Origin of the sequence: Nonomuraea sp. N2-4H (assembly GCF_045291505.1) — a bacterium.
In the GTDB taxonomy this organism is placed as follows: Bacteria; Actinomycetota; Actinomycetes; order Streptosporangiales; family Streptosporangiaceae; genus Nonomuraea; species Nonomuraea fastidiosa.
The window spans coordinates 2,243,004-2,266,791 of the sequence record NZ_CP147987.1 but is presented as its reverse complement, the minus strand read 5'-3'; the positions used below and the strand labels follow the sequence as shown (position 1 = coordinate 2,266,791).

At 72.2% G+C, this 23,788-nt stretch carries 19 protein-coding genes; 12 read left to right on the top strand and 7 right to left on the bottom strand.

Translation table 11 applies throughout. The features are described from left to right. Positions 1 to 6: 6 nt before the first annotated feature. Positions 7 to 978, top strand: a complete 972-nt coding sequence (locus WBK31_RS10295) for a tyrosine-type recombinase/integrase (RefSeq protein WP_406674702.1) — start codon at positions 7 to 9, stop codon at positions 976 to 978. 96 nt (positions 979 to 1,074) lie between these two features. Here the strand turns inward: WBK31_RS10295 and WBK31_RS10290 are convergent, their stop codons facing one another. Next, the gene (locus WBK31_RS10290; RefSeq protein ID WP_364064908.1) at positions 1,075 to 1,470 is read right to left on the bottom strand and encodes a RidA family protein; all 396 of its coding nucleotides are present in this window, start codon (positions 1,468 to 1,470) and stop codon (positions 1,075 to 1,077) included. Positions 1,471 to 1,595: 125 nt separating this feature from the next. On the opposite strand from WBK31_RS10290, the gene WBK31_RS10285 reads away from it, so the two are divergent. After that, positions 1,596 to 2,570: a WYL domain-containing protein gene (locus tag WBK31_RS10285; protein ID WP_364064911.1), complete on the top strand. Its 975-nt coding sequence runs from the start codon at positions 1,596 to 1,598 to the stop codon at positions 2,568 to 2,570. Positions 2,571 to 2,977: 407 nt separating this feature from the next. Here WBK31_RS10285 and WBK31_RS10280 read toward each other — a convergent pair whose 3' ends face one another. After that, entirely contained in the window at positions 2,978 to 4,660 is a 1,683-nt protein-coding gene (locus tag WBK31_RS10280; RefSeq protein ID WP_406675470.1) for a SulP family inorganic anion transporter, read from the bottom strand. A gap of 217 nt (positions 4,661 to 4,877) precedes the next feature. Further along, positions 4,878 to 5,480 (bottom strand): TetR family transcriptional regulator, encoded by a 603-nt coding sequence (locus WBK31_RS10275; RefSeq protein WP_378789946.1) that lies wholly within the window; start codon positions 5,478 to 5,480, stop codon positions 4,878 to 4,880. A 67-nt stretch (positions 5,481 to 5,547) separates the two neighbouring features. On the opposite strand from WBK31_RS10275, the gene WBK31_RS10270 reads away from it, so the two are divergent. The 5 genes from WBK31_RS10270 (at position 5,548) to WBK31_RS10250 (ending at position 11,358) form a co-directional block, all read left to right on the top strand. Next, on the top strand, positions 5,548 to 7,566 hold the full coding sequence (locus WBK31_RS10270) for a HelD family protein (RefSeq protein ID WP_406674701.1): 2,019 nt from the start codon (positions 5,548 to 5,550) through the stop codon (positions 7,564 to 7,566). A 133-nt stretch (positions 7,567 to 7,699) separates the two neighbouring features. Beyond that, the gene (locus WBK31_RS10265; protein ID WP_406674700.1) at positions 7,700 to 7,966 is read left to right on the top strand and encodes a hypothetical protein; all 267 of its coding nucleotides are present in this window, start codon (positions 7,700 to 7,702) and stop codon (positions 7,964 to 7,966) included. A gap of 59 nt (positions 7,967 to 8,025) precedes the next feature. After that, positions 8,026 to 8,622, top strand: coding sequence for a CoA pyrophosphatase (locus WBK31_RS10260; RefSeq protein WP_364064923.1), 597 nt, complete (start codon positions 8,026 to 8,028; stop codon positions 8,620 to 8,622). 432 nt (positions 8,623 to 9,054) lie between these two features. Further along, on the top strand, positions 9,055 to 9,702 hold the full coding sequence (locus WBK31_RS10255) for a lysophospholipid acyltransferase family protein (protein ID WP_406674699.1): 648 nt from the start codon (positions 9,055 to 9,057) through the stop codon (positions 9,700 to 9,702). 81 nt (positions 9,703 to 9,783) lie between these two features. Further along, a complete protein-coding gene (locus tag WBK31_RS10250) occupies positions 9,784 to 11,358 on the top strand; it encodes a penicillin-binding transpeptidase domain-containing protein (RefSeq protein ID WP_406674698.1) in 1,575 nt (524 codons plus the stop codon). Here the strand turns inward: WBK31_RS10250 and WBK31_RS10245 are convergent. Continuing rightward, on the bottom strand, positions 11,352 to 12,200 hold the full coding sequence (locus tag WBK31_RS10245) for an alpha/beta hydrolase (RefSeq protein WP_364064931.1): 849 nt from the start codon (positions 12,198 to 12,200) through the stop codon (positions 11,352 to 11,354). The genes WBK31_RS10250 and WBK31_RS10245 overlap by 7 nt on opposite strands. Positions 12,201 to 12,350: 150 nt before the next feature. Continuing rightward, the gene (locus WBK31_RS10240; RefSeq protein ID WP_406674697.1) at positions 12,351 to 13,043 is read right to left on the bottom strand and encodes a PadR family transcriptional regulator; all 693 of its coding nucleotides are present in this window, start codon (positions 13,041 to 13,043) and stop codon (positions 12,351 to 12,353) included. A 104-nt stretch (positions 13,044 to 13,147) separates the two neighbouring features. On the opposite strand from WBK31_RS10240, the gene WBK31_RS10235 reads away from it, so the two are divergent. Beyond that, entirely contained in the window at positions 13,148 to 13,618 is a 471-nt protein-coding gene (locus WBK31_RS10235; RefSeq protein WP_364064936.1) for an OsmC family protein, read from the top strand. 299 nt (positions 13,619 to 13,917) lie between these two features. Here WBK31_RS10235 and WBK31_RS10230 read toward each other — a convergent pair whose 3' ends face one another. Next, positions 13,918 to 14,199 carry a DUF3040 domain-containing protein gene (locus WBK31_RS10230; protein WP_364064939.1) on the bottom strand — a complete coding sequence of 94 codons (282 nt, stop codon included), beginning with the start codon at positions 14,197 to 14,199 and terminating at the stop codon, positions 13,918 to 13,920. A gap of 134 nt (positions 14,200 to 14,333) precedes the next feature. Between WBK31_RS10230 and WBK31_RS10225 the strand changes: the two genes are divergently transcribed. The 4 genes from WBK31_RS10225 to WBK31_RS10210 all read left to right on the top strand — a co-directional run bounded on the left by WBK31_RS10225 (position 14,334) and on the right by WBK31_RS10210 (position 22,935). Continuing rightward, positions 14,334 to 15,380, top strand: a complete 1,047-nt coding sequence (locus tag WBK31_RS10225; RefSeq protein ID WP_406674696.1) for an Rv2578c family radical SAM protein — start codon at positions 14,334 to 14,336, stop codon at positions 15,378 to 15,380. 653 nt (positions 15,381 to 16,033) lie between these two features. Beyond that, positions 16,034 to 17,923: a GTP-binding protein gene (locus WBK31_RS10220; RefSeq protein WP_406674695.1), complete on the top strand. Its 1,890-nt coding sequence runs from the start codon at positions 16,034 to 16,036 to the stop codon at positions 17,921 to 17,923. Between the two features lie 371 nt (positions 17,924 to 18,294). Beyond that, a complete protein-coding gene (locus WBK31_RS10215) occupies positions 18,295 to 21,477 on the top strand; it encodes a PDZ domain-containing protein (RefSeq protein WP_406674694.1) in 3,183 nt (1,060 codons plus the stop codon). Between the two features lie 159 nt (positions 21,478 to 21,636). Then, on the top strand, positions 21,637 to 22,935 hold the full coding sequence (locus WBK31_RS10210) for a glycosyltransferase family 4 protein (protein WP_364064950.1): 1,299 nt from the start codon (positions 21,637 to 21,639) through the stop codon (positions 22,933 to 22,935). Positions 22,936 to 22,942: 7 nt separating this feature from the next. Here WBK31_RS10210 and WBK31_RS10205 read toward each other — a convergent pair whose 3' ends face one another. Continuing rightward, positions 22,943 to 23,758, bottom strand: coding sequence for a S1C family serine protease (locus WBK31_RS10205; protein WP_406674693.1), 816 nt, complete (start codon positions 23,756 to 23,758; stop codon positions 22,943 to 22,945). Positions 23,759 to 23,788: the final 30 nt, after the last annotated feature.

The window sequence follows — 23,788 nt, the reverse complement described above, 5'->3', positions numbered from 1 at the left end:
GTCCGGGTGAGCCTGCCCGCCGTATCCGCACCGGGCGCGCCGGCGGTCGAACCGGCGCGCGACCCGTACCACGTCTATCTCGACTCCCTGACCAGCCCCGAGTCGCGCCGCACCATGCGCGGCTGCCTCGACCGGCTGGCCCGCATGCTCACCGGCGACGAGAACGCGACGGGCGCGGGCCAGCCGTGGCACCTGCTGCGGTACGAGCACACCGTGCGCATCCGCACGATGCTCACCGAGCAGGGCTGGTCGGCGGCGTACATCAACAAGCATCTGGTGGCGCTGCGCCGGGTGCTGAAGGAGGCGTGGCGGCTCGGCCAGACCAGCGCGGAGGACATGGCGCGCGCCTCCGACCTGGCCCCGGTACGGCAGAGCCGGCTGCCCGCCGGGCACCACGTGCCGCCCGAGGTGGTCGGCGCGGCGCTGGCGGCCTGCGACGACTCCCCCGCGGGCAGGCGCGACGCGGCGCTGATCGCGGTGCTCTACTCGACCGGCTGCCGCCGCGCCGAGCTGGGCGGGCTCACGCTCGCCGACTACGACCCCGGCGCGCGCTCGCTGCGGGTGCGCGGCAAGCGCGACAAGGAACGGCTCGTCTACCTGACCGCCGACGCGATCGGGCTGCTCGAACGGTGGCTCGCGGTGCGCGGCACCACGCCGGGTGCGCTGTTCAGCCCGATCAGCACCGCAGGGCGGCTGCGGATGCGCGACGGGCGTCCCGTGGGGCTGACCGGGCAGGGCATCTCCGACATCCTGACCCGGCGCTTCGAGGCGGCGAGGGCGGCGCGGCGCACCCCGCACGACTTCCGCCGCACGTTCATCGGCGAGCTGCTGGACGCGGGCGTCGACCTGGCCACCGCGCAGGCCCTGGTCGGCCACGCCTCCCCCGCCACCACCGCCCGCTACGACCGCCGCCCAGAACGCACCCGCAGGGAAGCGGTCGACCGCCTGCACCTCCCCCAGCCCCGGCCTCTGGCCTGAGCAGGGAGCCCCGGCCTGCCCGGTCTGAATCCGCCGGGATGCCGGGGCCGGGGACGGGCCGGGACCCGGCTGAGCCAGGCGGGCGCGGGGCCGGGGTCAGGCCACCGCCGTGCCCTCCAGCTCGACCATCAGGCCAGGCAGCGCGAGCCGGGTCACGCCGAGCATCGTGGTGGCCGGCGCGACCCCGGCCGCGCCGAGCCGCGCCGCCAGCACGCCGTAGTGCTCGAAGACCCGGTCCACGTCGGTGGTGTAGACGTTGAGCCGGACGAGGTTCGCCAGGGACATGCCGCCCTCGGCGAGCACCGCCTCCAGGTTGTCGAGGCTCAGCGCGAGCTGCGCGGCCATGTCACCGGCGTGCTGCGGCTTGCCGTCGGCGCTCATCGCGGTCTGACCCGAGCAGTACAGCGTCCTGGTGTGCCCGGAGACGAGCTCGGCCTGGTTGTAGCCCAGCTCCACCGACCACGGCCACGGGTTGACCGCCGTTCGCTCCATGGTGATATCGGCTCCTTCCGTATCGGCCGGCGCACGATGGCGCGCCGGCGCGGTTGTTCGCGTCGCAGCTCAGCCTTCCGACAAATCACGACATCTTGTGTCGTGTATCTCTGTAGGGTTTTCGCATGCGTGCCGACCGGTTGGTCGCGCTGGTGCTGCTGCTGCGCCGGCACGGCCGGATGACCGCCACCGCGCTGGCCCGCGAGCTGGAGGTCTCCACCCGGACGGTGCTGCGCGACATCGAGGCCCTGTCTGCGGCCGGCGTCCCCGTCTACGCCGAACGCGGGCGGCACGGCGGCTTCGCGCTGCTGCCCGGTTTCCGTACCGAGCTGACCGGGCTGAACCGCGACGAAGCCCTCGCCCTGCTGGTCGCCGGGTCGCGGCGCGGCGCGCAGGCGTTCGGCCTCGGCTCCGCGCTGGCCTCGGCGATGCTCAAGGTGGTGGACGCGCTGCCGGACGGTCATCGCGACACGGCGGCCGGCGCCGCGGAACGCCTGCTCATCGAGCCCGAGACCGATCTGCTCGCGCGCCGGATGCCGATGGACGAGGTGCCCGACGCGGTGATGGCCGCGGTGCTGGGCGCGGTCTTCGCCGGGCGCAGGCTGCGGCTGCACTACGCGACCCCCGGCCGGGAGCCGTCGTGGCGCACGGTCGATCCGATCGGGCTGGTCACCGTACGCGGGCGCGGTTACCTGCTGGCCATCCGCTCGGGTGAGGACCGCACGTACCGGCTGTCGCGTGTGCTGGCCGCCGAGGAGCTGGACGAGCCCGCGGAGCGGCCGGAGCGCGTCGATCTCGACCGGGCCTGGCAGGAGCGCAGCACCCGGTTCCGCCACGGCGACGACCAGGTCACCGTGGAGCTGCGGGTGCACCCCGAGCGGCGGGAGGAACTGGTGGGCACCGCGCTGGCCGTGCACGCCGAGGAGACCGGCGCGGACGGCTGGCTGCGGCTGCTGGTGTCCTTCCAGGACCGCAGGCACGCCGTGTGGGCGCTGTGGCAGCTCGCCGCCGCCGCCGAGGCGCTGTCGCCGCAGTGGTTACGCGACGATCTGCACGCCCGCGCCACCGCCATCGCCACCCGCTACGAGCCCAAACCCTGACCGCCGCACATCACCATCCGCCACGGCGCACACCCCGCCCGCCGCACACCACCGCTTGCCACGCGGCACACCCCTGACCGCCGCACATCACCACCCGCTGCCAGTCGCAGCCCTGACCGTCTGTCCCGCCCCGCGCGACTCCGAGCGCGCCCTCCGCGCACTCCCCGTCTGGATCGCAGCCCGCCCTCGGCGCGTGCCGATCGTCTCGGGGAGGGGGTAGCGCGCGTCGCAACCCTGGACGCGTGCAGGCCTCCCGGGCAGGCAGCGCGCGTCGCGACCCGGGGGTGTGCGCGGCCCGCCCGCCCGGGCCGCGCACGTCAGGGATCCGGCAGGACCGCGGCGAGGTCCCGCCGGGCGAACCGGCCCGGGCCGCGTACATCGCGAGTCCGGGGCCGCGTGAGACGGGGTCAGCCAGCCAGGCGGGGGACGACGCCCGTCGTGTGGAGGCGTTCGCGAGCGGCCGCGATGGCCTCGTCGGTGGTGGCGAACACCCGGCCCGCCTGGTGCAGCCGGGCGATCACGCCGAGCGCTTCAAGAGGCCGATGGTGCCCGTCGGGGATGCCGGAGACGTACACGGCGATGCCGCGCTGCTCCAGCCGGGAGACGGCGTCGCCGAGGACGAGCGCGCCGCTGGCGTCGATGGTGGTGACCCGGCGCATGCGCAGCACCACCACCGACACCCCGCTCACCGCCGACACCTCCACCAGGAAGCGGTGGGCGGCGGCGAAGAACAGCGGCCCTTCCAGGCGGTAGGTGACGATGTGCTCGGCCAGCAGGGCGTGTTCCTCCACGGTGTGCTGGGGCTGCAGGTCGTGGCGGAGCGGCTCCTGGTCGAAGCGGACGTTCCCGGCGATGGCCCGCAGCGCCAGCGCTCCGGCGACGACCAGGCCGAGGATGACGGCCAGCACGGTGTCGAGGGTGAGCGTGGCCACGGCGGTCAGAACGAGCACCGCGGCGTCGGCCCTGGTGGAGCGGACCATGGCGCGTACGGCGCCGATCTCGACCATGCGGACGGCGGTGGCGAGCAGCACGCCGGCCAGCGCGGCGAGCGGGATGCGGGCGACCAGCCCGGCGGCGGAGTAGACGAGCGCGCCCAGGATGAGGGCGTGGGCGAGCGCGGCCAGCCGGGACCGGGCTCCCGAGCGCACGTTGACGGCCGTTCGCACGGTGGCGCCGGTGCCGGGCATGCCGCCGAACATCGGGGTGACGAGGTTGGCGACGCCCTGGCCGAACAGCTCGCGGTCGGGGTGGTGGCGGGCGCGGCCGGTCATGCCGTCGGCCACGGTCGCCGACAGCAGCGACTCCAGCGCCGCCAGTGCGGCCACGGCGACGGCGGGGGCGATGAGTGACGGCAGCGCGTCCAGGTCGAGGAAGCCGAGTGACGGCGCGGGCAGCCCGGCGGGCAGGGGCCCGATGCGGGCCAGCGGCAGCCCGGCGATCTCGGCGACGAGCGTGGCGGCGGCCACGGCGATCAGCGAGCACGGCACGGAGGGCCACAGCGCGGCCCCGGCGAGCAGGACGACGGCGACGACCAGGGCGGTGCCCACGGCCCACCAGTGGGGCCGGGCGAGGAAGTCGAGCACGGCGTGCCAGGCGATGACGGCGACCTTGTCGCCGTCGTGGGCCCGCACGCCGAGCGCGTGGGGGAACTGCTGCAGCCCGATGACGCAGGCCATGCCGACGGTGAACCCGGCGATCACGGGCGCGGGCACCATGGCCACGTGGCGGCCCGCGCCGATGAGGGCGAGCCCGATGAGCAGCAGCCCGGCCAGCACGCCGACGGTGAACACGCCGGTGGCGCCGTGAGCGCTCATGATCGGCATGAGGATGACGGTCATCGCGCCGCTCGCGCCCGACACCTGCACCGCGGAGCCGCCGAACAGCGCGGCGAGCGATCCCGCGACCATGGCGGTGGCCAGGCCGGACGCGGCGCCGAGCCCGGATGAGACGCCGAAGCCGAGCGCGAGCGGCAGCGCGACGACGGCGACGGTGAACCCGGCCATGAGGTCGGTGCGGGGCTCGCGGCACATCTCCGCCAGGTCGCCTCGGCGCGGCAGCAGGGCACGCAGGCGGCGGCCGAGCGCGACCATCACGGAGCGAGACCGTTCATATCGGTGCTGTTACTGCGTTGGCGCGCGAAAGAACCGCTCACCCTCACTCCCTTCGAGTGCCGACGACTAGCCCGCAGATGCTCCAGACTGCATAGCCATGCAAGTGGTCAAGGAGTAGTCAGGATCTTAGCCACTACTTTCTGTGTTCAGTCAAATACTCTGCGTAGTCGTCATCGGGCGAACATGCCGGTGGCGATCAGGTGGGCAACATCGCGAAGGCGCGCTCGGCGGCGCGCACCGCCTCGGCCTCCACCTCGGCGAGCGGCCGGCCGCTGGCCAGCATCGCCCAGTTGCGCCGGGCGAGCACCCGCTGGGTCGACACCAGCAGCCCGGCGAGCAGGGTCGCGGTCAGCTCGTCGGAGGTCTCGGCCAGCGCCTCGGCGAGCAGCTCCTCGTCGCGCGCCATGTGCTGGTGCAGCCGGGCCAGCAGGCTGGGCGTGGTGAAGAAGACCATACGGTGGTACGCCACCACCTCGGGGTCGTCGTTGAGCCCCGTCACGGGATCATGCCTGGCCAGGCCGTCGAGGAAGTGGCGGCGCAGCGCCTCGACGGGCGACTCCCCCGGCGCGCGCCCGCGCACCACGCGGGCCGACTCGCCGAGGTGGTCGGCGATGCGGTGCAGGACCAGGTCCTCTTTGGTCGGGAAGTACTTGAACAGCGTCGGCTTGGACACGCCCGCGGCCGCCGCGATCTCCGTCACCGGCACCTCGTCGAAGCCGCGTTCAAGAAAGAGCGTGATGGCCGCCGATGAGATGGCCTCGCGCACCCGCTGCCGCTGCAGCTCCCGAAGTCCCGCCATGAGGCCAACCCTAGCAAAGTGTTAACCTGGTCAATCTCTTAACCGAGTTAACGCTTTGGGAGGTGTCATGGCGACGCTCGACGAGGAGCGCGCGTACGTCGAACGCTGCAAGGACGGCCTGCGCAGGATGCTCCGGGACGCGCGGGAGAACGTCATCGTCGGCGAGACCGTGGCCGGCGACCGCTACAGCGCCGAACGGCTGGGACGCCACCTGAAGAGCCTGGCCAAGGAGCTGAGCGAGGAGCCCGAGGGGCCGCCGTTCTTCGGCCGGCTCGACTTCGGCCAGGACGCCGGCGAGCACCGCGGGCGGGCGTACCACATCGGGCGGCGGCACATCGCGGGCGAGCACGGCGGCACGCCCGTGGTGGTGGACTGGCGCGCGCCGGTCGCGCGCGCCTTCTACCGGGCCAGCGCCCGCGACCCCCAGGGCGTCGCCGTACGCCGCCGCTTCGGCTGGTCGGGCACCACCCTGACGAGCTTCGAGGACGAGCGGCTCGGTCAGGGCGAGGAGGGCGAGAGCAGGATCCTCGCGGCGGAGATCGAGCGTCCCCGCGTGGGCCCGATGCGCGACATCGTCGCCACCATCCAGCCGGAGCAGGACGACCTCGTACGTGCCGACCTCGACACCTCGCTGTGCGTGCAGGGCGCGCCCGGCACCGGCAAGACCGCCGTCGGCCTGCACCGCGCCGCCTACCTGCTGTACGCGCACCGGCGGCGGCTCGAGCGGGACGGCGTGCTCGTCCTCGGCCCCAACCGCGCCTTCCTCGGCTACATCTCCGCCGTGCTGCCCGCGCTCGGCGAGATGGACGTCGAGCAGACCACGCTCGGGCAGCTGCTCGCCACCGTCCCCGTCACCGCCGTCGACGACCCTGACACGGCCGCCGTCAAGCACGACGTGCGCATGGCGGACGTGCTGCGCAGGGCGCTTTATGGGCGCATACGCAAGCCGGTCGAGCCCGTGGCCGTCCCCGACGGCTCCTACCGGTGGCGGGTCTACGAAGACGAGCTGCGCCGCATCGTGGACGACACGCGCCGCGAGTCCGTGCCGTACGCGGTCGGCCGCGAGCGGGTGCGCGCCCGCGTCGTCGAGGCGATCAGACGCCAGGCCGAGCAGCGCGGCGCCACCCCCAACGCCGCCTGGCTGCGCAAGATCGGCCGGGGCGTCACCGGCTGGCTCGACACCGTCTGGCCGTCGGTCAAGCCCGTCCAGGTCCTGTACGAGGTGCTGCGCGGCCCCTCCGACGACGCCCCCGACCCGGCTCGGGGCCTGCTCACCGATGCCGAACGCGCCGCGCTCACCTGGGACAGACCGCCGCGCAGCGCGAAGAGCGCGAAGTGGTCGGCGGCCGACCTCGTGCTGCTCGACGAGATCGCCGCCCTCATCGAGCGGCCACGCGGCTACGGGCACGTCATCGTGGACGAGGCCCAGGACCTGTCGCCGATGGAGTGCCGGGCGGTCGCCCGCCGCAGCGAGCACGGCTCGATCACCGTGCTCGGCGACCTCGCCCAGGGCACCACCCCGTGGGCGGCCACCTCATGGCCGGAGCGGATGGCGCTGCTCGGCAAGCCCGGGGCCCGCGTCGTCGCGCTCACCACCGGCTTCCGGGTGCCGGCGGCCGTGGTCGATCTGGCCAACTCGCTGCTGGCCGCGCTGGAGGTCGAGGTGCCCGAGACGCGCTCGTACCGGTCGGACGGGCGGCTGCGGGTGACCCGCGTCGCCGACCTGGGCGAGGGGGTCGCCGCCGCCGTGCGCGAGGCCATGGCGTTCGAGGGGTCGATCGGCGTCATCGCCGCCGACGCCCACGTCCCCGCGCTCACCGCCGCGCTCCAGGGCCTCGACGCGGGAGAGCGGCTGAGCGTCATGCCCGCGACGCTGTGCAAGGGCCTGGAGTACGACCACGTCGTCGTCGTGGAGCCCGCCGCGATCGTCGAGGCCGAGCGGCGCGGCCTCAACCGCCTGTACGTGGCGCTCACCCGCGCCGTCTCCCGCCTCGACGTCCTGCACCACCGCCCTCTGCCCGCGCGGCTCTCGATCCCGCGGGAGGCGGACTCGCCGGTCGCCGCGCTCTCGGCGAAGGCCCGGTGACACCGTCTCCACGGGGCCATGCCGGACCCGCCACAGGCGGCTTGAGATGGGCCGATGCCGGGAACGAACGACTCGACAGCTCCGCCCACCCAGGCGTGTGATGTCGCGTCACCGCCTTGAGAGAAGCCTGCCCATGACCTCACCTCATGACCCGTACGACGCCACACCGCACACGCCCCGTGACGAGCCCCGCATGAGCGATCAGATGCTGTCCATCATGGGGTTCGCCTGCGCGGCCATGGCCCTGCTGTTCATCCCCATCCTGTTCGGGCTGGGCGGCGTGGTGCTCGGCATCATCGGGCACACGCGCGGCGAGCCGCTCGGCCGCTGGGCCGCCATCGCGGCGGGCGCGGCCATGCTGATCGGCACCATGCTCGGCATCCTGCTCACCACGACCTGACCAGGGTCGGCAGGCCGTGCAGCCGGCGCGCTTTCCGCGCGGCGTGAGATCCTTGACGGGTGCTTCCGCCCATCGACGAGCTGCGCACGCAGGTCACCGCCCGGCTGGCCGCCTTCCGGCGGCGGCAGGTCCCGCCCGCGGACGGGCTGCGCAGGGCCGGGGTCACGGTGTGCGTGCTCGAGGACGCCGAGCGCAGCCCGTACGTCGTGGTGATCAGGCGCTCCGCCGCGGGCCGCAACGCCGGGCAGTGGGCGCTGCCCGGCGGGCGCGCCGAGGACGGCGAGCGGCCGGAGGACGCGGCGCTGCGCGAGCTGGCCGAGGAGATCGGCGTCACCGGGGTCGAGGTGGCCGGGCTGCTCGACGACTTCGTCACCGACTCCGGGTTCGTGATCACGCCGGTGGTGGCGTTCGGCGGGCCGCAGGAGCCGGTGGCCGATCCCCGCGAGGTGGCGTCGGTGCACGCCGTTCCGCTGGAACGTTTCCTCGCACCCGGCGTGCCGCGCTGGCGGGGCGAGCTGCTGCAGATGCCGCTGGGGCCGTCCATCGTGATCCACGCGCCGACCGGTGCGATCCTGTGGCAGTTCGCCGAGGTGGCGCTGCGCGGCCGCGAACAGCGCGTTTTCGACGTCGCCCAGCCCCGCTGGACACGCACCTGACCCCTTCGCCATCCGTCAGCACCCGGCCTCACTGAACGCGCACCCCGCCGCTGTCCGCACCCAACCCCGCCGGACGCGTACGGAAACCCCCGCCGTCTGCCCGGTGTCGGGTCATTTACGGCGGCGGGAAATCCCTGTTCAGAGGCCGCCGGAGAGCCGCCCATCAGGGCCCCAAGGGCCCGCCACGATTACCTTTAGGGACCCCCGGTGTGCTTAACTCGAGATGCCGATGTGGTTTGTGTCCCCCGGGCCGCAAATTACCGCCTTCACGGAATACCGTTCGGCTGGAGCCGTGTTGTGCATCTCGCCGAGGAGGCGACCGCCACATCGGCCTCAAAGCTTTCTCAGGCGCCCCGCAACACCCGCGAGGCGCCTGCTCTATTGTGGGGTGGCCGCCAGCCCGACGATCAGGAGAGCTCGTTGCTTTACCACGTGGCCAAGTTCGCTTCGACGCCGCTCGTCCATGCGATGTGCCGCCCCCACATCTCCGGCGCCGCGTACGTCCCGCGCACAGGCCCGGCGATCCTGGCCGCCAACCACCTGTCGGTGCTCGACTCGTTCCTGCTGCCCGCGCTGCTGCCGCGCCACGTGACGTTCACGGCCAAGAACGAATACTTCTCCGGCGACCCCATCTCGGGTTTCTTCATGCGGCTCGGCCGCAGCCTGCCGGTCGACCGCGAGAGCGGGCGCTCGGCGCAGGCCATGCTGGAGGAGGCGGCCGCGCTGCTGGAGCGCGGCGAGCTGTTCGGCATCCACCCCGAGGGCACCCGCTCCCCCGACGGCCGCCTCTACCGCGGCAAGGTCGGCGTGGCCTGGCTGGCGCTGCGCACCGGCGCCCCGGTGCTGCCGGTGGCGCTCAGCGGCACCGAGAAGGTGATGCCGTACGGCGCGAAGGTGCCGCGCCCCGCGCCCATCGGCATCGCGATCGGCGCGCCCATGCACTTCACCGGCGACCACACCAAGGCGCAGGACCGCCGCCGGGTCACCGACGAGATCATGGCCGCCATCCAGAAGCTGTCCAGCCAGGAGTACGTCCCGAGATACGCCGCCAGCGTCAAAGCCGAGAATGGTATGTCCTGATTGGGAGCTCCCGCTAGTCTCGTAACTTGTCGTCGAGGAGCAGGGGGCTGATCAGTGGCGCGGGGCCGTACCATCGCGATCGTGTCCGTGACCTCCGTGCTCGCGGTGGGGGCCGCGGCTGGAGGCGCCTACTACGTGCTGCACACGCGCGGCACACCGGCCGAGACCGCGCAGCGGTTCGCCGCGGCCTGGCAGGCGGGCGATAAGAGCGCGATGACGAAGGAGCTGGCCAAGCCGCAGCAGCTCACCGCGTACGACCAGCAGCGCAGCGCGCTCGCCGTCAAGTCCACCAAGATCGAGCTGGGCCGGGTCACCGAGGGCGACGACCGGGCCAGCGTCCCCTATACCGCCACGCTCGACCTGAAGAACGTCGGCGAGTGGACGTACCAGGGCAAGATCGACCTGGTGGTGTCCGACCGCACGTGGAAGGTCGACTGGAAGCCCTCGACGCTGCATCCGTCGCTGACCGGCGGGGAGAAGTTCGCGCTGAAGACCCGCTGGCCCGAGCGCGCCGAGATCACCGACAGTGAGGGCTCGCGCATCGACACCGGCGCGGTCGGCGGTTCGGTGCAGCAGCTCGTGGGCTACCTGGACAAGGCGACCAAGAAGGACGTCGCCAAGCTCGGCTCCTCCTACAAGGTCGGTCAGGCGGTGGGGCGCGGCGGGCTGCAGGAGACGTTCCAGAAGCAGCTCGCGGGCACGCCCACGACGGAGATCAAGCTCGGCGACAAGACGCTGAAGACCATCGAGGGCAAGCGTGGCGAGCCGGTGCGCACCACCCTCGATCCGCGCGCCCAGGAGGCCGCGGTGACGGCCGTCAAGCACATGAAGAAGCCCACGTCGCTGGTCGCCATCAAGGCGTCGACCGGCGAGATCCTGGCCGTGGTCAACACCGTGGGCGGGTTCAACAGGGCGCTCGACGGCCGCTATCCGCCCGGGTCGACGTTCAAGGCGGTGACCGCGATCGGGCTGCTCGCGGCCGGCATGTCGCCGCAGGACCGGGTCACCTGCCCCAAATACTCCACCGTCGGCGGCCTGAAGATCCGCAATTCCGGCGAGGAGTCGTTCGGCTCGGTGTCGCTGCTCGACTCCTTCGCCCACTCGTGCAACACCACGTTCGCGCCGCTGGCGAAGGAGAAGCTGGGCGCGGAGAAGCTGCTCGAGGCGGCCGAGGACGTCGGATTCAACCAGCCGCTCAACATCGGCGTGCCGGCCACCAAGGCCAGCTTCCCCCGGGCGCAGTCCGACGCCGAGCTGGCGGCGGAGTCGTTCGGGCAGGCCAGGATCACCGCCAGCCCGCTGTCGATGGCCTCGGTCGCCGCCGCGATCGCCGACGGCACCTGGCGTCCGCCGACGCTGGTGCCCTCGCTGAAGCAGAAGGCGAAGGAGCGCAAGCTGCCCGACGACGTCAAGCAAGGGCTGCACCAGATGATGGCGGCCGTGGTGACCAAGGGCACCGCGAGCAAGGCCGGCCTGCCCGCGGGCACCCACGGCAAGACGGGCACCGCGGAGTTCGGCACCGGGGATGACCTGAACGAGCACGCCTGGTTCATGGGGTTCAAGGGCGACGTGGCGTTCGCGGTGGTCGTCGAGGGCGGTGGCGGCGGCGGTGCGGTCGCGGCGCCGGTCGCGGCCACGTTCCTGAAGAACTACTGATCGCGCAGCAGGAAGCGGCGGATCTCCTCGGCCGCCCGCTCCGGGCTGCCGCGCTCGGCGGTGTCGGAGGTGGCGCTGTGGTCGAGGCCCTCCATCAGCACCTTGGTGGCGTGCGGCAGCACCCGTTCCAGCCCGTCGAGCGCCGCGAGCAGGTAGGGGCGGGTCTTGGTGCCGCCGAGCAGCAGCACCTTCGGGCGTACCTCGCGATAGACCTCCATGTCACCGGCCGCCTCCAGCGCCAGTCCGAGGTCCTGGCGCAGGGTGGGCGCCAGCTCCGCGAACGACGCTCCCGGGCCCTTCATCATCCTGCGGGTCAGCGGCTCCAGCACCGGACGCGGCATCACCTTGAAGATCGGCGGGCCGAGTTCGGCCGCCTTCATGCCGGTGACCAGCGCCGCGGCGGTGTCGCCCGCGTCGAGCTCGCTCTCCAGGCGGCGCAGGTGACCTCTTAGAGCGGTGGCGTCGGGGAGCAGCGGCGGCTCGAACACGACGGCCCTGCGCACGCCGCCCGGCCTGGCGAGCAGCGTCCGCAGCGTGATGATCGCGCCGGAGCTGACACCGGCGACATAGGAGGCTCCGGTGGCCTCCAAGAGCGCGCCGAGGTCGGCGACCTCGCGCTCCAGCCCGTACGCGGGGCCCACCGGGCCGCTCGCTCCCCTGCCGCGCCGGTCGGGCAGGTAGCAGGTGAAGTCGTCCGCCAGGGCGCGGGCGAGGTCGAGCTGGCTGCGGCCGGTCTGCATGGCGCCGTGCACGATCACCAGGCCGGGGCCGCTGCCGACCTCGTGGTAGCCGATCGTGGTGCCGTCGGCGGACGTCACCGCGCCCGTGATGGTCGTGGTCATGAGGGCTCCCTCTCTCTGTTCGGTCATGTGAAGGGAGCCCGGCTATCGTTGTCGGTGCCATCTCGTGGCCGAGGCTCCGCTTCAGGGGTTCTTCGGATGCGAGGTACGCCCGGCGGCGGTGTTGCAGCACCTCCGCCGGGCTCTTCGCGGTCAGCCGTCCGGTGCGCCTCTGGCGGCGACGTCCGCCGATCCGTCCGGGAGCTCGCCCGTACGGTGATAGGTCCGCCACTCGTCGAGGCCGGGGAACGTGCCGCCTTCCAGCTCCTCCACCAGCGCGCGCACCCAGGCGGCCTGGGCCTCGCGCATCGCCAGCGCGTACTCCGACTCGACGAGGAAGAGGCGCGGCAGCTCGGCCCGCTCCGCCTCCAGCGCCCGCCGGTCGGCCTCGATCTGCTCCTCCAGCCGTTCCAGCCTGCGGCGCAGCAGCGGGCCGACCTCGTCGGGGCCGAGCCCGCCCATCACCGACAGCCCCGCCTCGAACGCCGTCGGTTCCCTGGCGGGCTCCGACAGCAGCTCGCGCGTCCAGTCCGCGGCCTCGCGACGACCGGCCTCGGTGATGCGGTAGACGGTCCGCTCGGGCCTGCCGCCCTCGCGGCGGCTCTCCACCTCCTCCAGCAGGCCGTGCTTGTGCAGGTTGCGGACGACGGTGTAGAGCGAGCCCCATTTGATGGGCATGTCCTGATCCTTGCCCCGCGCCCGCAGGACGGAGGCCATCTCGTACGGGTGCATGGGGCGCTGGACGACGGCGGTGAGCACGGCGAGCGCCAGCAGGTTGGTCACCGGTCGCCGCCTGCCCATGGTGTGCCCCCTCGCAGCCGAGTACTCGTATGCGAATATACGCATGCGAGTAATGTGCGAACAAGAGCCACCTCGATGGAAAGCCTGGCGACGCTGTTTCGATACGTTCGTCCTGCCGAACCCCCGACGAGAGCGAGGACGAAGCGCCGATGAGCCGCCTGCACCACCACAAGACCGTCGTCACCTGGACCGGCAACAAAGGCACCGGCACCAGCGGCTATCGCGACTACGGCCGCGAGCACGAGCTGACCGCCGACGGCCGCGAGGTCATCCTCGGCAGCTCGGACCCGGCCTTCCGCGGCGACCCGGCGCGCTGGAACCCCGAGCAGCTCCTGGTGGGCTCGCTCTCGCAGTGCCACATGCTCTGGTACCTGCACAAGTGCTCGACGGCCGGGGTCGTCGTGACCGGCTACGTCGACACCGCCGAGGGCACCATGGCCGAGACCGCAGAGGGCGGCCACTTCACCGAGGTCGTGCTGCGGCCGGTGGTGACGGTGGCCTCGCCGGAGATGGTGGAGACGGCGATCGCGCTGCACGCCGACGCCCACAAGGCCTGCTTCATCGCCGCCTCGGTCAACTTCCCCGTCCGCCACGAGCCCACGGTCCGCGTGGCCGGCTGACCTTGATCCCCGGTGGCCCGCGGCGACCCCGCCGGGCCACCGTCACAAGACGTGGCGACGAGCACGACGGCTCAACGCCCGACGATCCCGTGCCCACCGCGAGCCCGCCACCACACAGAGAGCGTGCAAGATCCGCGACGGCAAGACGTCGGCGTGACCGACGGCGGGGCGTGCCGGTATGACCGGGAGCGGACTGTCACCGTGCGACCGGTAGCGGGCCGTCACAACACAATGGCCGGAGGCGAGACACGCAAGCTCAGCGGACCTCATACGACGCCGACCGCTACCCCGAACCTCCCTCAGAGCATGGTCGTCAGGGCCAAGGCGGCAGCGGCCTCATGACGGAGCACCATGACCAGCAACGTTGCGACCAATGTGGCGATCAGAATCCAGCTGATCAAGATGATGACCGTCGAGCGGCGCGGCCGGCGCTTGAGACCCGGCTGCCCCTTTGACCTCGCCTCATTACGACGCACCCGCTCGTTGAAGGACTCAAGCCGAGCCACAAGTCGCGGATCGTCGTCGACGAGGTGCTGCTCGATCTGGGCCAGCATCCGCTCCTCGTCCTGCGACCAGGCCATAGGTGCACCTCCCGAACGCAAGCTCCGTGGCGTCTTTCTGCCCAACCATGAAGATCATTAGCCCCCTGCTGACCATGTAATTGCGACCTCTTTTCGGTTTGCGATCAAGCTCGAATACTTGTTCTAATCATGGCATGCGCTGGGACAACCTGCGCCTGGCCGGGCCCGGCCGGGACGATCCGGCCGTGCCGCTGTTCGCTCGCGGCGCGGTGACCAGAACGTTCGACACCCCTGAGTTCAAGGGGATGACCTTCTACGAGATTCAGGCCCGATCCATCATCAACCGCGTGCCCGCCGCGAGCCGGGTGCCGTTCGAGTACACGATCAACCCCTACCGCGGGTGCACCCATCGCTGCGTTTACTGCTTTGCCCGAAAAACGCACGAATATCTGGATTTCGATGCCGGGGCCGACTTCGACTCGAAGATCGTGGTCAAGGTCAACGCCGCCGAGCTGGCCCGCAAGGAGCTGGCCTCGCCGCGCTGGGGCGGCCACCACATCGCCATGGGCACCAACGTCGACTGCTACCAGCGCGCCGAGGGCCGCTACAAGCTGATGCGCGGCATCCTGGCCGCGCTGCGCGACGCCGCCAACCCGTTCTCCATCCTCACCAAGGGCACGCTGATCCTGCGCGACCTCGACCTGCTCACCGAGGCCGCCGACGTGACCGAGGTGGGGGCCAACGTGTCGGTCGGCTTCGTCGACCAGGAGCTGTGGCGCGCGGTCGAGCCCGGCACGCCGCACCCGCGACGGCGGCTGGAGACGTGCGCGACGCTCAATGACAACGGCATCGCCTGCGGCGTGCTGATGGCGCCGATCCTGCCCTACCTCACCGACTCCCCCGCCCAGCTCGACCGCACGGTCAAGGAGATCGCCGACTCGGGCGCCACCCACATCTCCCCCATAATCCTGCACTTGCGCCCTGGGGCCCGGGAGTGGTGGCTGTCGTGGCTGTCCCGCGAGCACCCGCGACTCGTCCCGCGCTATCTGGAGCTGTACGGTCGCGGCGCCTACGCGCCGAAGGCGTACCAGCAGCGCGTCATCGGGCTAGTGAGGGAGCTGGCCGAACGGCACGGAGTCGGCCGCGCCACCCCCGCCACCGCCCGCCGCCTCCCACCCGCTCGCCCCGCTCCCCCGGCCAGGCAACCCGCCGCCGAAGCCGAACAGCTACGCCTGCTGTAGAGAACGGGGCGGGGCCTTCGCCGTGCAGCCTGCCCGGAGCCCGGGACACCGCAGGGGCCGCGGCGTACCCGCCGCCGCGTGCGACCCGCCTGCGTGTGACCGGGGCGCGGCGAACCCGAGCTCGAGCGAGCCGAAGCGCGGCCAGGCCGAGGGCGGGTGAGATCCGGCCCAGGCCGGCGACGACCCGCCGAATGCGAAGCCCGGCGCTCACGCACCGCGCCGAGCGGCGCGAACACGGCCGCGCTCGTTGCACACGCCGACCGCGATCGACAGTACCGACTCGGGATCGAGGCGGCGCTCGCGCCGGCGGGGCGCGGGTGGGGGGCGGTCGCCTTACTGCGGGAGGACGAGGACGGCCGCGCGGGCTAGCGACACTCCTGCGGGACGACCGCGACGACCACGCGAACACCGTTCCTCGGGAGGACAGGGGCGGCCGTGCGGCCGGCGGCGTGCCTGCGGAAGGACGGGGGCGACCGCGCGGGCCGGTGGTGTCCCGGTTCGAGGCCCGCGTGGAAAATCGTTGGCGGCGGAAGCGGTGCGGGTGGGACTATGGCCGGCGCACGCGTACGTCGATGATCAGGAGTTCGAGATGAGGTGCCACGGAATCTCCCAGTGCCCTGTTGGCTCGAGAGTTTCCCGAGGCTTCCTCACGCATGCACATACTGAACATCGGCATCCTCGCGCACGTGGATGCGGGCAAGACCAGCCTGACTGAGCGGCTGCTGTTCGAGACCGGCGTCATCGACCGGCTCGGCAGCGTTGACGACGGTAACACCCAGACCGACACCGGCGAGATCGAACGACGCCGGGGCATCACGATCCGCACCGCCGTGGCCTCGTTCACGCTGGGCGACCTGCGGGTCAACCTGGTGGACACGCCGGGGCACGCCGACTTCGTGGCCGAGGTGGAGCGGGCGCTCGGTGTGCTCGACGGCGCCGTGCTGGTGCTGTCGGCCGTCGAAGGGGTGCAGCCGCACACCCGAGTCCTCATGAAGACCTTGCGCAAGCTGCGCCTGCCGACGCTGATCTTCGTGAACAAGATCGACCGGGCGGGGGCACGCGAACACGACCTGCTGGACGAGATGCGGCGGCGGTTGTCGCCGTCCTGCGTGCCGATCACCACCGTCGAGGGGATCGGCGGGCGCGGGGCCGTCACCCGGCCGCTCGCCTCGCTGCGACCCGCCGCAGAGGTGCTGGCCGAACGCGACGACGCTCTCCTGGAGCTGCTGGTCGAGGGCGGCGAGCCGACATCCGGCCAGGTACGTGCGGCGCTGGCCGGGCAGTGCGCGGCCGGGGAGGCGTACCCGGTGCTGTTCGGCTCGGCGATCACCGGGCAGGGCGTGACCGAGCTGCTCGACGGCATCGCCGGCCTGCTCCCCTCCGTGGCCCAGCCAGAAGAGGGAGGGCGGCCGCACGGGCTGGTGTTCGCGGTCGAGCGCGCCCCGTCCGGGGAGAAGGCGGCGTACGTACGGCTGCGCGCGGGCGCACTCCGTACCCGCGAGAAGATCGGCTTCTACCGCGACGGGACGCACGCCTACGACGGACGGCTGACCGCGCTCACCGTGGCCGGTGCGCCGCAGCGGCGGACGGCGCTGGCCGGCGACATCGTCAAGGTGCAGGGCGTGCCGGAGATCCGGGTCGGCGATCACCTGGGCGGGCCGGGCCCGGCCGGGCAGGCGCACTTCACGCCGCCCAGCCTGGAGACGGTGGTGCGGGCGCGCGTCCCCGGCGAGGAGCCGCGGCTGCACGCGGCGCTGCTCGCGCTGGCCGAGCAGGACCCGCTGATCGGCACGCGCACGCTTGCGGGCGGCGAGACCTCGGTCCTGCTGTACGGGGAGGTGCAGAAGGAGGTCATCGGCGAGACCCTGGCCAGGGAGTTCGGGGTGGAGGCGACGTTCGAGCCGAGCCGCCCCGTCTACTTCGAACGTCCCGCGGGCACCGGCGAGGCGCTGGAGGAGATGCAGCGGCACGGCCCCAACGAGTTCATGGCGACGGTGGGGCTGCGGGTCGAGCCGGCCCCGCCGGGCACGGGGGTGCGCTACCGGCTGGAGGTCGCGCTCGGGTCGCTGCCGCTGGCGTACCACCGGGCGATCGAAGAGAGCGTACGCGCGGCGCTGCGCGAGGGCCCGCACAGCTGGCCGGTGACCGACGTGGTGGTGACGGTGACCGAAACCGGTTACGACGCGCCGACCACGGTGGCGGCCGACTTCCGCGGCCGCGCGCCGAGGGTGCTCGCGGAGGCGCTGCGCCGGGCGGGCACGATCGTGCACGAGCCGTGCCACCGGTTCGAGGTGGAGGTGCCGCTGGAGACGTTCGGCCCGGTCACGGCGCAGCTCGCGGCGCTGGGCGGTGAGCTGCGCGAGACGTGGCGGCGGGCCGACACGTGGCTGCTGACCGGGGAGATCCCGGCGGCGGCTGTGCACGTCTTCGAGCAGCGCCTGCCCGGGCTCTCGCATGGCGAGGGGGTGTGGTGGTCGGAAGCGGCGGGTGATCGGCCGGTTCGCCATCCGGCCCCGGGCGCGCGCTCGGCGGCCGTCCGGTGAGAGTCGCACGCGGGTGTTCGCAGGCGATACGGCTGCGTGGTCGAGGCGTTACGAAGAGTACATAGGAGGTATGTCGGGTTTCGTCGTTCGATGGGTATTAAGGGCCGTGGTGCACCAATCCGGTGCGCCACGTCCGTACAGGGGGGATGATCCTCATGGCTGACACGAAGAAGAAACCCGCGGCCAAGTCCGGCAAGTCCAAGAAGCAGGCCATCAAGACGAGCCGGCAGGCCAAGGAGACCAAGCGGGAGACCAAGCCGACCGGCGAAGAGTGATCTTCCGGGCAGCCCTCGCAGGCTGCCCGTCCGGTGAGGTGATCGGACGGCCGAGGCCGGGGCCTCGACCGTCCGATCGACTGTGAGGCTGCGCCCATGTCGGCTTACCTGCGTTTCCCCGCCGTGTTCCAGGACGTGGTGGTGTTCGCCGCCGAGGACGACCTGTGGATGGTCTCCGCCCAGGGCGGCCGCGCGTTCCGGCTGACCGCGGGGCTGGCCGAGGCCGGCTATCCGCGCATCTCGCCGCGCGGCGACCAGCTCGCGTTCGTGGGACGCGAGGAGGGCCCTGAAGAGGTGTACGTGATGCCGGCCGGCGGCGGCGCGGCCCGCCGGGTGACCTTCCACGGCGCCCGCTGCACGGTGACCGGCTGGGATCCGGAAGGGCGCATCCTGTACGCCAGCGACCAGGGCCAGCCCTTCGACGGACGCAAGTGGCTGCACCGGGTGGCGCCGGGCGGGGTGCCGGAGCGGCTGCCGTACGGACCGGCGAACTCGATCGCGTACGCCCTCGACGGCAAGATCGTGCTCGGCCGCAACACCGCGGACCCGGCACGCTGGAAGCGCTACCGCGGCGGCACGGTCGGCGACCTGTGGATCGACCCGACCGGCGACGGCGAGTTCCGCCGCCTGATCCGGCTGCCGGGCAACCTGGCCTCGCCCTGCTGGAGCGACGGCCGGGTGTGCTTCATCTCCGACCACGAGGGCGTCGGGAACGTCTACTCGTGCACCCCCGAAGGCGACGACCTGCGCAAGCACACCCATCACGACGACTATTACGCCCGCAACCTGTCGGGTGACGGGCATCGCCTGGTCTACCACGCCGGCGCGGACCTGTACCTGCTGGAGCCCGGCGAGCCGCCGCGAAGGGTGGAGGTGCGGCTGGCCAGTTCCAGGACGCAGCGCAACCGCAGGTTCGTCGACGCCGCCGAGTACCTCGACAGCGCCACACTCGGCCCTGACGGCAGCACGGTGGCGATCACGACGCGCGGCAAGGCGTACGGGATGGCGAACTGGGAGGGCCCGGTCCGGCGCTACGGCTCACCTGACGGGGTCCGCTACCGCTTCCTCACCTGGCTGAACGACGGGGTCAGGCTCATCGCGGCGGCCAGCGACGACGGCGACGAGGAGCGGCTGGTCATCCTGGAGCCGGGCAAGGTCGGTGACCTGGCAAGCGGTGACGACCTGCGCGCGGGCAGCGGCGCCTGCTCCGGCATGAGTCCCGGTGCCGAGGTGGCCCGCCTGGGGCGGATCAACGAGCTGGTCCCCGACCCCGTCCACGACCGGGTGGCGATCATCAACCACCGCCACGAGCTGCACCTGCTCGACCTGTCCCACGGCCGGTCGGTGCTGGTGGAGGCCAACCCGCACGGCGCGCCCGAGGGTCCGGCGTGGTCGCCGGACGGGCGGTGGCTGGCGTACGCGAGCCCGCTCAACGCCCAGACGACCGCGATCAAGCTGCACCATCCGGAGACGGGCCGCACGGTCCTGGCCAGCGAGCCGGTGCTGAAGGACTCGGCGCCGGCCTTCGACCCCGAGGGCCGCTACCTGTATTTCATCGGCCGGCGCGTCTTCTCGCCGGTCTACGACCAGCTCCAGTTCGACCTGGGCTTCCCGCTGGGCACCCGGCCGTACGCGGTGGCGCTGCGCGCGGACGTGCCGGACCCGTTCGTCCCGGTGCCGCGCCCGCTCACCCAGGACAAGGACGACGACCATGACGAGGGGGACGACGAGGGCAGGGAGCCGCTGCGGGTGGACCTGGACGGTCTGGCCGGGCGGGTGACGGCGTTCCCGCTGCCGGAGGGCCGCTACGAGCAGGTGGCCGGGCTGCGCAAGGGCAAGGCGCTGATCCTCACGACCTCGCTGGAGGGCGAGGGCACGCTGCACCTGTTCGACTTCGCCAAGGGCGAGAACGAGACGTTCGCCGAGGGCGTCACCGCGTTCGAGCTGGGCCGCGATCACCGCACGCTGCTGTATCGCGCCGACGACCGGCTGCGGGTGGTCAAGGCGGGCGAGGTGCCGGCCGACGGCGACACGCCGGGCCGCGACACCGGCTGGATCGACCTGTCACGGGTCAAGGTGCCGGTCTGCCCGGAGGCGGAGTGGCGGCAGATGTTCCGCGAGGCGTGGCGGCTGCAGCTGGAGAACTTCTGGACCGAGGACATGGCGGGCGTGGACTGGCCGGCCGTGTACGACCGCTACCTGCCGCTGGTTGACCGGGTCACGACCAGGAGCGAGTTCTCCGACCTGCTGTGGGAGCTGCACGGTGAGCTGGCCACGAGCCACGCCTTCGAAAGCGGCGGCGAGTACCGTCCAGGCCCGGACTACACCCAGGGCAAGCTGGGCGTGGACTGGGATCTCAGGGACGGCGTCTACCACATCAAGTCCATCGTGACCGGCGACCGGTGGGATCCGCAGGCGACCTCGCCGCTGAACCGGCTCGGTCTCGACGTGCGGCCGGGCGACGCGGTGCTGGCGATCAACGGCGCGCCGATCGGCCCCATGGCCACCCCGAACGAGCGGCTGGTCAACCAGGCGGGCGAGGAGGTCGAGCTGACGCTCCGGCGCGGCGACCGGGTGTTCACGGTCACCGTACGCGCGCTCGCCGACGAGCGCCCGGCCCGCTACCGCGACTGGGTGAACCAGAACCGGGCCCGCTGCCACCAGCGCTCGGGCGGCCGGGTGGGCTACCTGCACGTGCCGGACATGGGGGCCGAGGGGTTCGGCGAGTTCCACCGGGGGTTCCTGGCCGAGTACGACCGCCACGCGCTCATCGTGGACGTGCGGTTCAACGGCGGCGGGCACGTCTCGGCGCTGCTGCTGCAGAAGCTGTCCAGGCGGCGGCTCGGCTACGACTATCCGCGGTGGGGCGACGCGGAGCCGTACCCGCCGGAGTCACCGCGCGGCCCGCTGGTGGCGGTGACCAACGAGTGGGCGGGCTCGGACGGCGACATCTTCAGCCACACCTTCAAGCTGCTCGGTCTCGGCCCGCTGGTGGGCAAGCGCACGTGGGGCGGCGTGATCGGGATCTGGCCGCGCCACCGGCTCGCGGACGGGACGGTGACGACGCAGCCGGAGTTCTCGTTCGCCTTCGACGACGTGGGCTGGCAGGTGGAGAACTACGGCACCGATCCGGACATCGAGGTGGACATCACGCCGCAGGATTACGCCAGGGGTGTGGACCCGCAATTGGAGAAGGCGATCGACGTCGCTCTTGAGCTGCTCGCCGAGCATCCGCCGCACACGCCGGACCCCCGGCACCGGCCCGGCATGCAACCTTAGTCACCTTTATGGCGTCTAACGATCATTGGAGGGGAAAGCGCATAAGAGATGAACAATGCGCACCCCGCCGATCGTGATCGGGCCGGTGGCGAGGCTCACGTCCTCACCACCGGCGATGTGTGTGTACAGCTCATTGGCGGCTGATAGGAGATATGACAGGTGCGCGCACTCGCACGCAAGGGCAAGTCGGCGGTGGGCCGGCTGTATCGGGGGTACAACCGGCGCAAGGCACGCACCGCGCCGCCGCCCTCGACGAGGCGGATACGCATCCTCCTCCTGCATGCGCACGGCATGGGCGGCACGATCAGGACCGTGTTCAACCTCGCCTCTTACCTGGCCGACAGGCACGAGGTGGAGATCGTCTCGGTGCTCAGGGAGGCCGAGCAGCCGTTCTTCCCGATCGACCCGCGGGTGAAGTTCCGCTTCCTCGACGATCGCCTCGAACCGAGTCGTGATCCCGTACGGGCGATGCTGTCGAAGCTGCCGAGCCGGCTGATCCCCAAGGAGGAGTCGGCCTACCACCGGTTCACGCTGTGGACCGACCTCAAGCTGGCGCGGTTCATCCGCTCGGTGGACGGCGGCGTGCTCATGGCCACCCGGCCGGGGCTGAACCTCGCGGTCGCGCAGCTCGCACCGCCCGGCGTCATCACGATCGGGCAGGAGCACGTGGCCCTGGCCACCCAGCCCGAGCCGGTGCAGGAGCTGATCAAGTGGCGCTACCGCCGTCTGGACGCCCTGGTCACGCTCACCAAGGCGGACCTGAACGACTACCGCGAGACGCTCGCCAAGCAGCCGCGCAAGCTGGTCCGCATCCCGAACGCGGTGCCGCCGATGAGCGGCGAGGTGTCGAAGCTCGACGCCAAGGTGGCGGTGGCGGTCGGCAGGATGACCCGCATCAAGGGCTTCCACCGGCTGATCAGCGCCTGGGAGACGGTCGCGCAGGCGCATCCCGACTGGACGCTGCGCATCTTCGGGGCGGGGCCGCAGGAGGAGAACCTGGCCAGGCAGATCGCCGAGGCCGGGCTCGAGGGCAAGGTCGAGCTGCCCGGCCCGACCACGGACATCGGCGCCGAGCTGGAGAAGGCGTCGATCTACGTGATGAGCTCCCGGCACGAGGGCTTCCCGATGACGATCCTGGAGGCCATGGCGAAGGGGCTCGCCATCGTCAGCTTCAACAGCCCGCACGGGCCCAAGGAGATGATCAAGAACGGGGTCGACGGGCTGCTGGTCAAGCCGCGTACGAACGCCAACCTCGCGGCGGCCATCATCCGGGTCATCGAGGACGAGCAGCTACGGCGCGACCTGGGGGCGGGGGCGCTGGAGACCGCGCGGAAGTACGACCTTCCGGTGATCGGGCAGAAGTGGGACAAGCTGCTCGCCGACCTGCTGGCCCGCCGCGAGGCCCGCTACCGCAAGCAGACCGCGGCCAAGCAACCCGCCGAGCCCGCGACCACCTGACGCGAGGTCAGACGCCGGTGCCGGTGAGCTCCACCGGCTCGGCGATGACGTCCACCAGCGCCCCGTTGCGGTGCACGGTGATGGGCAGCGGCCGCCCGATCGCGTCGGCGAACATCAGCCGCTGCAGGCTCTGCGCGTCGCTCACCGGCGTACGGCCCGCGCTCAGCATCAGGTCGCCGGCGCGTAACCCGGCGCGCTGGGCGGGCGAGCCGGGCACCACCTCGACCACGCGCAGCGCCCTGTCCTGCCCGGTGCGCCGCCGCAGCGGCTCGGGCAGCGGGGCGGGCGTGGTCACCAGGCCGAGGAACGCCCGTCTGACCCGGCCGTCCCTGATCAGCGCGGCGATGATGGACCTGGTGGTCGCGTTGACCGGCACGGCCAGGCCCACGCCGACCCCGGCGACCGCCGTGTTGATGCCGACCACCCGCGCGTGCGCGTCGGCCAGCGCCCCGCCCGAGTTGCCGGGGTTGAGCGCGGCGTCGGTCTGGATGACGTCCTCGATGAGCCGCATGCCGGCGCCGCTGCGGGCGGGCAGCGAGCGGCCGAGTCCGGACACCACTCCTGCGGTGACCGATCCGGTCAGCCCGAGCGGGTTGCCCACGGCCACCACGAGCTGCCCCACCACGAGGCCGTCGCTGTCGCCCAGCTCGGCCGGGGGCGGGGTGGGGGTCTGCGCCCTGATGACCGCGAGATCCGACAGCGGGTCGCGGCCGACCACCTCGAAGCCGCCGGAGACGCCGTCGGCGAAGGCGACGGTGCCGGTCCTGGCGCCGTTGATGACGTGCGCGTTGGTCAGCAGGAACCCGTCGGCGGTGAACACCACCGCCGACCCGCTCCCCGGCCGGCCCGTACG